Here is a 12,302-nt window from a genome sequence, read left to right on the forward strand (position 1 = left end):
AAAATCTTATTAGGAGAAAATATATGAAAAAAATATTACTATCACTTTGATCTGGAATTCTTGTTTCATCACCGTTAGTAGTTACAATGAATGTTTCTAGTTGCTCTCAAAATAGTTATAAAAAAACACCACATAATATAGATGTTGATACTCAAAGATTACTTATCAATGTTGGGGATAACGATAATATTGATATTCTTAATGTTGGCGACCTTGAAAGTATAACTACAAAAGTAGATGATCAATCTATTTGTTCTGTAAGTATTAATAATAATAAACTTACCGTTACAGCATTAAAGGAGGGGATGACAACCATAACTATTAATGCAAAAAATTCAATCAAGCCAGTTTCTGTTTCTATCCTTACATATTCACTGGCAAGCAATATAATTGGAGAGTTAAAAACATATACCGATTTACTCAGTATATTATTGCCAGATTTTAAAAACCTTAATGAGAATGATTATGCTAAATTATTATCTCAAATGGTTAGTAAGAATAATATGCTTATATCGCTAATAGGTTATTTTTCAAGTGGATTTTTAAATAAGATTTCACTTAATTCTGACTTATTATCTTTTGTCAAAAAAGAAGTAGATATTTCAAAATATCAAGGCCTTACATATGAAAAAGTGATGCAAATTTCAAGCACAAGAATTATTTCAGGGATATTGGGTCTAATTGCTGGAGATAATTATGTAAAAAATGCCATTTCTTTAGATTATACAAATTCTGATGTTCAATTAACTATTTTTAATAATTTATCAAATATTTTATCAAAAATGGTTGGACCTTTTTCTTCGTTGAAAAAAGATAATATGTTTGCACTGAGCCCAACTACCATAGTTTATTCTGCAGGTGAAATATTAAACGGTTTATTTGGTGTCTTAGAATATATGAATAATTTTGATTTATCTTCTTCAGAATCCTGTACATGAGATAAAATAAACAGTATTTATGATACAAAATTAGATATTGACAAAGCGAATTTTTCAATTAATCAAGCTGCAAAAAATATTGAGTCAGGTTTATCTACAAAGCAAGGTATGGAAAATATGCTTAGAATTTTATTTGCACAAGGTGATTCTAAAGGAAAAGATGCTAATAATGATGGTTGTCTAATTAATCTAGTTGATGATGATCAAACTAAAAAAATAACTTATGCTAAATATGGTTTAACATCTCTTTTGCAATCTGTTGTTTATGGTTTAATTAAAAATAACCCAATATTTGATAAAATTCCTGGTGTAATATCTATGATTATTTCCAAGGAAAATTTAAAATTTTCTATTGCTAATGCAATTCCAAATCTACTAACATATTTATCAAATGGATGGGATTATAATAAAATTTATGTTAAGATAAAGATGCTTTTTGATCCACAGTATTTACCTTTAGAAGAAGTTATTAAAACAATTGAGTCATTAAATATAATCCCTAAGGAACAACTAAATATAATAGGCATTATAATTAAAGATCCGATAAGCTATATTTTTAAGATATTGCCAAAAAATAATGGACAGATAACATTAGATTTTACTTTCGGTAATCTTGTTGATATATTGAAATTGAATATTAATAAGGATAAAGTTTTAGGAAAATGGCAAAATTTAAAAATTACAGATTTTATTTATCAAGTTTGCACATCTTTAAAAGACTCATCAACATCATTGAATATAAACTATCTTTATGAATTTATAGGGTCATTATTATTACCAATTAGTGAAAGCAACAAAACAATCATATTGCAATATTTAATATCAAATATTGGCCAACTTTCATCACCTAATTCTTATTTATGAAATTATATTGGATTAGTATCCAATACTGATGGGACATATAATATTAGGGACAACTCTACATTATTTTATGCTTGAAAAATGGCATCAAGTAAAGGGAGTATTAAACAAATAATTATGGATATAAATGCAATTGTCAAGGCGCTAAAAGTTTATTAGTAAGATAAAGAATTTTATTTATATTAAAAAATTAAATTTTAAAAAAATGATAAAGTTTGCCTAAAATGAGAATATTTACAGCAAAAAATTTGTATAATATAATATAATAGTGGACTGGTACTCAAGTTGGTGAAGAGGGCACCCTGCTAAGGTGTTAGGTCGGGTAACTGGCGCGAGAGTTCGAGTCTCTCTCAGTCCGCCATTTTAAATTTAAAAAACATGTTTACATGTTTTTTTTATTTTTATTTATAAATAAAAATAATAACCTAAAATAATAGTTATACAATGTTCATATAAGATCTGATTATTTTGAAGAATTAATACATTTATGAAATAAATCATATAATTATATAACGCAAAAATTGTAAACCTATGCTTTAAATTTTTACTTGTTTATATAATATATTTAAAAAAGTGTTCAGGTTGAGATGCGACTATTACAAGTTGTTGTAAATTTTAATTAAAAAAAAATAAACATCAGGTCATAATTTATAGATAAAAGAATAGTTAAGGAAAGTTCATTTCCCTCGGATTAAACATAGCAAATGTAGACATAAAGAAAGCGATAATATTTACCCTGGTAGAGACGTTGCATTTACTGTTTAAAATTGGGATACTCACAGATATTTATTATGTTAATTTTAGCTAAAATGCAATATATATTATAAAATAATAATGGAGGTATTATATGAAAAAAAATAACAAAAATTTTTAGTACTCTTTTATTAACAACATCATTAGTTTCAACAACATCATTAGTTGAAAATATCAATATTGAGAATAATAAATTAAATAGTAAGCCTATAAGATTTTCAAATAACATATATAATAATGGTAAAAAAAATTCTATTTCCACTTTTGATGCAAAAATGAATACACTAAGTTATGATCAAAATGTTGAGATTTTTAAATCATTGTTGTCAACATCAAAAGTTGAAAATAAAAAATTGATTACTAATTTAAAAGATTTTAGAAGTAGCCTTTTAAAATTTAATTTTTTGTCTAGCGAAATAATAAGTGTGCTTACATCAAAGCAATTAAGTATAAATATTATCAAAGGAATAACCGGAGTTGATAATATTAATTCCCTTGACGTATTTGATTCACTTAATAATCTTAAGTTCACTAACGAATACTACAACAGCTATGATAATGGTAAGTATCAATCATACGTAAGATTTAATTGGTATTCAATTGAGTTTGGGTATTGGAATCTTGAGATGAATAATGAGTTATCTAAGTTATTTTCTTCAGCATCATCTGGATCAGAATGAGCAAAGGAAATGATAGCTGCAATATTGGAATCGGTAACCGATATCCCAGTTGTTGGGGAAATAATTTTGGCAGCGATCGGAATAATTATTTCAGAATATGAAATATATTCTTCAATATTTAACAATGGTAATGGTATGTGTATGGATTGGCAAACATTAGTAATTGTATATTGCAGAGCATCTGATCATAATTGAAATTAATTTTTTAAATTATATTTTTACTAGATTTTTGATAACACTATACTTATATAAATAAAAAAAAATAACAATGTCGGAGGATATTATGAATAAATTAGGATCAAAAACCCTCATAAAAGGGGTTATAAAATTTGGCACAAAAAATCAAAAGATTAAATTTTGATGTCTTGTAAGTTTGCTATTTACATTCATATTTTTAGATTTGGCTGTATTTATTTTATCGGTAAGATATCAAATTCATAACAATAATCTATCACCTTTGTATTCAGTTTTAACTGCTATTGGTTTAATTATTTGCAGCGCAATTACTATATTTTTATATTTTTTACTTTTAAAATGGTCAAAAAATTGAGAAGAGAAGTGAATTAGTGAAAATTCATTAACTTGAACAAAATCAAAATTATGTATATCATCCTACGCATATTTGTTTATATTTTCCTTAATCTCTATTCCTGTATTAATGATTGCTATATTTATTTTTATAGAAAGTGATTCTTCTCTTTTATCAATTTCTCCAATTATATTTTATATGTGTTCAATGATTTTTGTAAATTTTATTTTATTTGCTATTATTTTTAAAATAGAAAAACTAATTTATAATGAGAGATTTTCACCTAAAAAAGAAAAAACGTATAGAATAGTTACTATAACATTATTGGTTGTTCTTAATATTGTAGGTATTATATATTTATTGACTTTTTCCTATTATATATATTTGTCTATAAAAAAATGCCATGATATTAAAAAACAAAAACCTACAATATTAAAACTAAATAAAAGTGTATAAACCACAAAATATTATGAGCTTTTTAATAATAATATTAAATTTTAGTTAGTAAGGAATAAGGTATTTTTTTTGTATTTAACTACAGTATTTGCAACATTAAACGAGATAAGTTAAATAAATAACTATACTCCTTTTTTATAAATGTATTTTTGTAATATTTTTTTCGCCCTTAATATTTTTTTCAATCATTGTAAAAATTTAAATTATATTAATTTTGATTACAAACAATAAATTGCCATTCTTTAATTCTATTATTTTAATTTTTGATTGAAAAATTAAATTTAGCAGTTTTTTAAAAATTGACATTATAAAACTATTTTAATTTTTTCATAATTTAAATGTTATATGAGAAATCAACTTAGTATTTACTTATTTCAATTTCACAATTAGACTTATTTTTTGTGAGATATCTATATATGTGTATTGAAAAAATTACTTAAGTTCTCATAGTTGTCCATTAAATATAAAACAATTTTTCTAATAAATTTGAATATACTTTGTCAAGTATACAAAATGTTTTTTTATAAATTTAATGTCATTTCTTCTTGGAAATGGCATTTTATTTTGGAAAGGTAAATATCTGCTGGGGTATGTCCATTGCTTTTGATAGTTATTCTTTCATAGTTATAATAACGTATATATTCATCAACAATCATACAAACATCTGAAAATGTTTTTTGATATAAAACATGTTTATACTCAGTTTTTAATTGAGAAAAAAATGTTTCTGCTGGAGCATTGCCAATAGAGTTACCCGGTTTTGATAATGAGATAAATAAGTTTTCTCTTTTAGAAAATCGTCTAATTCAAATTGAAGTATATTGATAACCATTATCACTATGAATGATTTTTTGTTTACTTTTATCGTGATATTGTTGAGCTTCTTTTCACGTATCCATATAAAATTTGTTATCGTTTCTTTCAGATACTTTGTATCCAACAATAAATCCAGTTTTTACATCCTTTAAAATACTCAAGTATGCAAATTTATTACTATATTTTATATAGGTAACATCAGTTACTCACAATTCATTTTTTTGATAAAGATCTCATGTCTATTAACAATATTAGTATAACCGATATTACATTTTTTGATCTCAACTTGTTTTTTAAATCTTTTTTTGACTCTTATCCTTGATTTTAGACCTAGAATTCTCATATATCTTGCTATTTTAGACTGACTAATTTGCATTGTTCTATTTAAAATGAATTTTATTCGTGGAGAACCATACAAACTATTGTGATAATTAAAAATAATCTTTATTTTTTTGGTCAAACTTAAATCAAAATCTATTTGACACTCTCTTTTTCCATTTTTAATCCAGCGGCAATAAGAAGCTCTTGTTATTTTTACAATTTTGCACAATTCATAAATTTTATGCATATTTTTAAATAAATTCATATTTATTGAAAACTATTTTTTTTGGTATAAGTTTCTCATCATCTCATCAAACTTTTTTAATATCTCAAGTTCCAACTCTTTCTTTTTACGTTGTTTATTTAATCTAGCGATTTCAATGTCTTTTGGACCTTTAATAGTTGTTAATTTTATCCCCATGTTTTTAAATTTACCAGTATTATTTTCTAATGCTTTTTCTCCATAAATTTCATAATCCAAACACCATCTTCTCACAGCGTGATATGAGACATCATTTTTCTCAGCTAAAACTCTAAATGTTAAACCCTGATCAAAGTGCTGCTTGACAATTATTAATTTTTGTTCCTTTTAAATTTGCCATAATAAAATCTCCTACATATACAATAATTTTATCTCAAAACTAAACCAATTTTTAGAAATTGCTTTTTGTTTTTTTATTATTGTATACATAAGAGATTATATTCATTTCTAATAAATTATTTTTTCTTTTATATTTCTTATTATCAAATCAATAAAAGCAACTTTTTTATGTACAAATTCCTTATAATAATAAGAGGTGAGCGCATGAAAAATATTAAATATAAGCCTCCAAAAAAAAATATTATATCATCAATTTTCAAAAGTAAGTCGGGTATGAAGGGGATATTAAAATTGGCCGAGACTAAGAATGTTGAGCATTTTTTATTTTATACACATGTTAATAATGTCCTTATAATTCTTGAAAATGGTATTAGATTATTAGATGACAAAAAACTATTACCTTCACAAGAATATATTGTTTGAACTTATTTGGAAAATGAAAAATCTATAGGTCTGGAAATGGACAATTCTAGTAGGGTTAATTTTTGAAAATGATCTAATGATGCAAATATTGATATTAATGAAATAGCAACTATTGCAATAAACTATAAATATCTTGCAGAAATATCTAAAAAAGATTGAGCTCATGATGACACTAGTAATTTAATTTATATTTATGAGAATATAAACCCAGAGGCGATTGAATGGGTAATGGTAAAAAAAAGAAGTGAAATTGAATTGATCAAAACATATATTGAAAATAATAATTTAAATATTGATGTATTTTATGGTGAAAAAGGAAACATTGAAAAAATAGATAAAAAGGATAGATAGTGAATAAAATGGCAAAAAATATTGAAAAAATAACATCAAGAGATATAGACTTCGCAAAATGATACACAGATGTTGTTCAAAATTCCGAATTGGTTGAATATGGTCCGGTAAAAGGAACTATGATAATTAAACCGTATGGTTTTGCAATATGAGAAAATATTGTAAAATTTTTAGATATTGAATTTAAAAAGCAAAAGGTTCAAAACGTCTATTTTCCAATGCTAATACCAGAGGAGTTATTTAATAAGGAAAAGGAACATATCGATGGATTTGCACCCGAATTATATACAATTACTAAAATAGGAGAAAATAACCTTCAACAAAAGTTATTTCTTCGTCCTACAAGTGAGGTTTTAATTGCAAATTACTGATCTAAGGCTGTTAAAAGTTATCGTGATTTACCACTTTTATTTAATCAATTCACAAATGTTTTAAGATGCGAAAAAACAACACGACCCTTTTTAAGAAGCAGTGAATTTTTGTGAAATGAAGGGCACACTGTTCATAGTGATGAAACTGAAGCTGAAAATTTTGCTATAAAAATATGAAATGTTTATAAGCGGATAGTTGAAGACGTATTAATGATTCCAACAATTGCTGGAATAAAAACTAGAAAAGAAAGATTTGCTGGTGCTGAAACGACTTACACAATAGAAACCATGATGTATGATGGACAAGCCTTACAATCAGCAACTAGTCATTACTTTGGAAGCAATTTTACAAAAGCATATAATGTAAAATTTCAAAACAAGAATCAAAAGGAAGAATTTGCATATACAACTAGTTGAGGAATGTCAACGAGAATAATTGGTGCGATAATTATGTCCCACTCGGATGATTTTGGTCTTGTTTTACCTTCAAAAATAGCTCCAATCCAAATAAGAGTAATAAAAATAAAAGATGAAGAAGAAGTTAACAAAATTGCTAAATTAATTGAAAATAAATTAGCTAATTATAGAATTGATATGGATGAATCTGATAAATCATTTGGTTTTAAAATTTCAGATGCTGAAATAAAGGGTATTCCACTAAGAATCGAAATTGGTCCTAAGGAACTAGAAAGCAATAGTGTAGTAATTTCTAGAAGAGACCTGAGAACAAAAGTTTTGATTTCGATTAATAATATTGAACAATATGTTTATGAACAATTAAATGAGTATGATAAAAATTTATTTACAATAGCTAGAAAAAGATTAGATTCAAGAATTTATAAATTGAATACAATTTCAGAGTATAAGGAAAATCTTAAAACTAAAATAGGTTTTGCACTAGTGCCATTTTGTGGTGATGTTGAATGCGAGAATAGCGTAAAGGAACAAACCTCAACAAATTCAAGATGTATAAGTGGTGAAGAAAATAAGAAGGAAATTAAATGTTTTAATTGCAATAAGTTAACGAAGCAATTGGTTTATTTTTCTAGAGCCTATTAGAACATTGGTGGTGATACTATTATAATTTTTATAAAAACATTCTTTTTTAAAATACAGCATCTATTAATATTTGCATTATTTTTTCAAAATTTTAATTTTGCTGCTAAAATAGAATGTGACAAATTAAATTCTTTTTATAATAAAAATGAAGGTAATGATAAACCTTATGTTAATGATTATAACCACCTAAATTGAAGTGGAGTAGCATTACAATATTTTTTGTATGATGTTGTTAAAAATACAAACCCTAAATGACTTAAAAGATTAGAAGAAATAAACCCAAACAAGGGTAGACCTAATCAAATTGCTACAGATTATACTCCCCTTGTTTATGAAGATGTTTTTTCTATGTCATTAATTTCATCAACTGTTGTTGTTTCATATAACGCCATGTTAACATATGAGGATTTTTTTAACCAAGCAACTATTTATTGAATGAACACCAACTCTCCCAAAAATGAAATGTGGTCTTGGGTTAATGCGTGGTTTATTGATGTCTATACAAAAATAATAAATGAAAATTGATTTAATGATGAAAGCAAAACAATATGAAAATCATATAAAGATTATGTAAATAAATATATCAATGATAATAAAAATGCATTAGATCCAAGTACACAATTTGAAACATTTACTCTAAAGGATTACCATTATAACAACACTAATCTTGACGATAATTTCTGGTTAGCATATTCCAAATCACAATATATAACTGCAATTTGTTTTTCAAAATATTTACCAGATCCTGAATCATATGACTTTTCCAATAAACCCAAATCAAATGAGTATGATGATGATTACAATAAAATATTTTTTAATCCATCAGTTAATAATGATTTTAAGATTCCGTTAAAGGTTATAAATAAATGAATGTATAAATGTAGTAATGAAGCAATTGAAAAATATAATAATCTTATGAGTTATAGAAAATACAAAAACTTCAATGAACTAGATAACTATTTATCACAATATACAAATACCTCAAATAGAGATACAAGTGAGAATAATTATAATCCTGGTTCAAACATTGCTTTAAAAGTATCTGTTCATTCATTCGCATTATGAAATAATATTTCAGATATAGATGAAAAGAATATACAAGACACATTTTTGAGTATTTTCAATATTATTAATAAATTTATAATAAAGTCCAAAACTAACTACTTAGATCTTTTATACTCTATCGTGATCGAAAAGAACTTGCAAAAATTTTCTACCACAGGATTTAATAGGGTGTTGTCTGAATGAAGTGGTTATAATGGAGAAACCAACAAAGTTGCTTATTACTCCAACAATTCATTGTTTCTTATTATCGATGGATATTATTTAATGCCAAAAACAGATTATAATCAATTATTTAATACCCTAGATTATGCAAGTAACATGCAATATGGTGAGATTTATAAAATATTAGCATCAACCTTATGTGCTTCTGCTGGAGTTTCTAAAAGTTTCAATACATCACAAAGAGCCATTTATAAAAACAGTGTTGGTAAAAATAAGAGTTACACCCCAAATTTTGTTTTTAAAAATAGTATGTTATATGGTTACAATAATCTTGGACCATATAAAAATTTAAATATTAATAACAAATATACAACAATTATTATTGTAGTTATTTCTGTATCTGCATTTTCTTTATCTATTCTTCTCGCTCTTATTGTTTATTTTTCAATAAGAAGAAAGGAAATAAAAAAATAATAATTTAACGTACTTATATTTGTTTTTAACATACATTAAAGAGATATTTTATTAATTTTTGACTATAATATATAAAAGGGATATCTTTATGTTTGAAGCTATTGAGATTAAAGCATATAAAAATGATAATAAGCTAAGTAAAATCTTTTCTAACGGTTGCTTATTATACGAGGATGATGAACAAAAAGTTTTTGCCTCAAATAATTATAGTGTTATAGAAGATGGTAAAAAAACCTTTATAAATAAAGGTAAGGAAATTTGATTTTTTCCTAAAAATAAATTATTTAATATTATGTGATTTTTAGAACAGAATAAAACGCTATTTTTTATTAATATTGCGTCGCCTATTAGCGATAAAAATATTTACATTGATTATGATATAGATATAAAAGTCAATAAAGATGGGCAATATCAAATATTAGACTTAGCTAATTTTAATAAAAATAGGTTTTTATATAAATATGATGAAACTATAGTAAATAATGTTTGAGATACTGTAGATGAATTAAAAAAAATTATCAAAAATAAAGAGAAATGATTTAATAAAAAATATTTGGAAAATATTTTAAAAAATGAAAGTGTATATAAATGGATAAATCAAGAATAAGGAATTTTAGTATTATTGCTCATATCGACCACGGAAAATCTACTCTGGCCGATAGAATATTAGAACTCACTCATACTGTAAAACAACGAGATATGAAAGAGCAAATGATGGACTCAATGGATATTGAGAGAGAACGTGGTATAACAATAAAGTTAAATTCTGCTCAATTAAAATATATTAACAAAAATAAAGAAGAATATATTTTTCATCTTATAGATACTCCTGGACATGTTGATTTTACTTATGAGGTTTCTCGAAGTTTAGCTGCCTGTGAAGGGGTTTTATTAGTTGTTGATGCAACACAGGGCGTTGAAGCACAAACACTCGCAAATGTGTATTTAGCTCTTGAAAATGATTTAGAAATTATTCCAGTGATTAATAAGGTAGACCTTCAAGCGGCGGACCCAGCTAGGGTTAAAGAAGAAATAGAAAATCTTTTGGGAATTGATTGTTCTGATGTTCCAATGATCAGTGCAAAAACTGGATTAAACGTTGAGTCTGTTTTAGAGGCTATTGTTGATAAAATACCATATCCTATGGATGCAGATGATAATAAACCACTGAAGGCATTAATATTTGATTCATATTATGATAAGTATAGAGGTGTTATGCTATCTGTAAGAATTATTGAAGGTGTTTTGAAAGCTGGAGATAATATTTTACTTATGCAAACAGGTGCAGAACATACAGTTAGTGAAGTTGGAATTAAAACACCAATTGAAATTAAAAAAGAGATGTTGGAATCTGGAGAGGTTGGATGAGTGAGTGCATCAATTAAAACAATAAAAGATGTTTCTGTTGGAGATACAATTACATCACTTTCAAACCCAACAAAAAATCCGCTCCCTGGATATAAAAAATTAAAACCAATGGTATATTGTGGAATTTATCCAATTGATAATACTCGCTATAACGACCTTAAAGATTCACTTGAAAAAGTAAGTTTATCTGATGCTTCTTTGGTTTATGAACCTGAAAACTCGCAATCTCTTGGTTTTGGCTTTAGATGTGGTTTCTTAGGATTACTACATATGGATGTTATCCAAGAAAGATTAGAAAGAGAGTATGATTTAGATCTTATTGCAACCGCACCTAGTGTTATATATACATTAAACAAAACTGACGGAACTTTAGAATATATTGATAATCCTTCAAAATTTTGTGAGGTTCAAAAAATAAAGAATATCCAAGAACCATATGTTAAGGTAAATATTATTACACCAGAAAATTATGTGGGAGATTTAATGACCTTGTGCCAAAATAAAAGAGGTGTTTATGTAGATTTAGAAGTTATAGATAACCAAAGAAGAAATTTAGTCTATGAAATACCATTAAATGAGATAATATTTGATTTTTTTAACAAATTAAAATCTATTTCAAAAGGATATGCATCTTTTGACTATGAATTAATTGGTTATCGAGAATCAAAATTAGTAAGAATGGATATATTGTTAAATGGGGTTATTGTTGATGCATTAAGTACAATTGTGCATAAAGATTTTGCCTATTATAGAGGAAGAGTATTATGTGAAAAACTTAAAGAGTTAATTCCGAGACAGAATTTTGAGGTTCCAATACAAGCGGCGATTGGGTCAAAAATAATTGCTAGGGAAACTATAAAAGCAATGCGAAAAAATGTTTTAGCAAAATGTTATGGTGGTGACATATCAAGAAAGAAAAAACTCCTTGAAAAACAAAAGGCTGGTAAAAAAAGAATGAAGTCCATTGGCTCTGTTGAAGTTCCGCAAGAAGCTTTTATTGCAGTGTTAAAACTAGATGATTAATTTGTTCAAAATTCAAATATATACTCAAAAAAAACACAAATTTTAATAAAA

Annotated in this window: 11 protein-coding genes and 1 tRNA gene; 9 read left to right on the top strand and 3 right to left on the bottom strand. The window is 25.6% G+C overall.

Annotation, left to right across the window (positions count from 1 at the left end; translation table 4 throughout):
- Positions 1-23: 23 nt before the first annotated feature.
- The 4 genes from AAHM97_RS01035 (at position 24) to AAHM97_RS01050 (ending at position 4,217) form a co-directional block, all read left to right on the top strand.
- The gene (locus tag AAHM97_RS01035; RefSeq protein WP_342269099.1) at positions 24-1,958 is read left to right on the top strand and encodes a hypothetical protein; all 1,935 of its coding nucleotides are present in this window, start codon (positions 24-26) and stop codon (positions 1,956-1,958) included.
- Positions 1,959-2,069: 111 nt separating this feature from the next.
- A tRNA-Ser gene (locus AAHM97_RS01040) sits at positions 2,070-2,160 on the top strand.
- Positions 2,161-2,827: 667 nt separating this feature from the next.
- Complete coding sequence (locus AAHM97_RS01045; protein WP_342269100.1) at positions 2,828-3,433, top strand: hypothetical protein; 606 nt, start codon at positions 2,828-2,830, stop codon at positions 3,431-3,433.
- Positions 3,434-3,515: 82 nt separating this feature from the next.
- Positions 3,516-4,217 (top strand): hypothetical protein, encoded by a 702-nt coding sequence (locus AAHM97_RS01050; RefSeq protein ID WP_342269101.1) that lies wholly within the window; start codon positions 3,516-3,518, stop codon positions 4,215-4,217.
- 521 nt (positions 4,218-4,738) lie between these two features.
- Here the strand turns inward: AAHM97_RS01050 and AAHM97_RS01055 are convergent.
- From AAHM97_RS01055 to AAHM97_RS01065, 3 genes are read right to left on the bottom strand one after another with little or no spacing between them, the layout of a single operon-like run.
- On the bottom strand, positions 4,739-5,245 hold the full coding sequence (locus tag AAHM97_RS01055; protein ID WP_342269102.1) for a DDE-type integrase/transposase/recombinase: 507 nt from the start codon (positions 5,243-5,245) through the stop codon (positions 4,739-4,741).
- Complete coding sequence (locus tag AAHM97_RS01060) at positions 5,236-5,619, bottom strand: IS3 family transposase (RefSeq protein ID WP_342269103.1); 384 nt, start codon at positions 5,617-5,619, stop codon at positions 5,236-5,238. Before AAHM97_RS01060 ends, AAHM97_RS01055 begins: the two co-directional genes overlap by 10 nt.
- A gap of 12 nt (positions 5,620-5,631) precedes the next feature.
- Positions 5,632-5,931, bottom strand: coding sequence for a hypothetical protein (locus AAHM97_RS01065; RefSeq protein ID WP_342269436.1), 300 nt, complete (start codon positions 5,929-5,931; stop codon positions 5,632-5,634).
- A gap of 228 nt (positions 5,932-6,159) precedes the next feature.
- On the opposite strand from AAHM97_RS01065, the gene AAHM97_RS01070 reads away from it, so the two are divergent.
- The 5 genes from AAHM97_RS01070 to lepA all read left to right on the top strand — a co-directional run bounded on the left by AAHM97_RS01070 (position 6,160) and on the right by lepA (position 12,251).
- On the top strand, positions 6,160-6,729 hold the full coding sequence (locus AAHM97_RS01070) for an acetyltransferase (protein WP_342269104.1): 570 nt from the start codon (positions 6,160-6,162) through the stop codon (positions 6,727-6,729).
- An 8-nt stretch (positions 6,730-6,737) separates the two neighbouring features.
- A complete protein-coding gene (gene proS, locus AAHM97_RS01075; RefSeq protein ID WP_342269105.1) occupies positions 6,738-8,159 on the top strand; it encodes a proline--tRNA ligase in 1,422 nt (473 codons plus the stop codon).
- 219 nt (positions 8,160-8,378) lie between these two features.
- Positions 8,379-9,860, top strand: coding sequence for a hypothetical protein (locus tag AAHM97_RS01080; protein WP_342269106.1), 1,482 nt, complete (start codon positions 8,379-8,381; stop codon positions 9,858-9,860).
- Positions 9,861-9,948: 88 nt separating this feature from the next.
- A complete protein-coding gene (locus AAHM97_RS01085) occupies positions 9,949-10,467 on the top strand; it encodes a DUF402 domain-containing protein (protein WP_342269107.1) in 519 nt (172 codons plus the stop codon).
- Positions 10,449-12,251, top strand: coding sequence for a translation elongation factor 4 (lepA, locus tag AAHM97_RS01090; protein ID WP_342269108.1), 1,803 nt, complete (start codon positions 10,449-10,451; stop codon positions 12,249-12,251). The genes AAHM97_RS01085 and lepA overlap by 19 nt, the downstream gene beginning before the upstream one ends.
- Positions 12,252-12,302: the final 51 nt, after the last annotated feature.

Source organism: Spiroplasma endosymbiont of Aspidapion aeneum (assembly GCF_964031045.1).
Classification (GTDB): domain Bacteria; phylum Bacillota_I; class Bacilli_A; order Mycoplasmatales; family Mycoplasmataceae.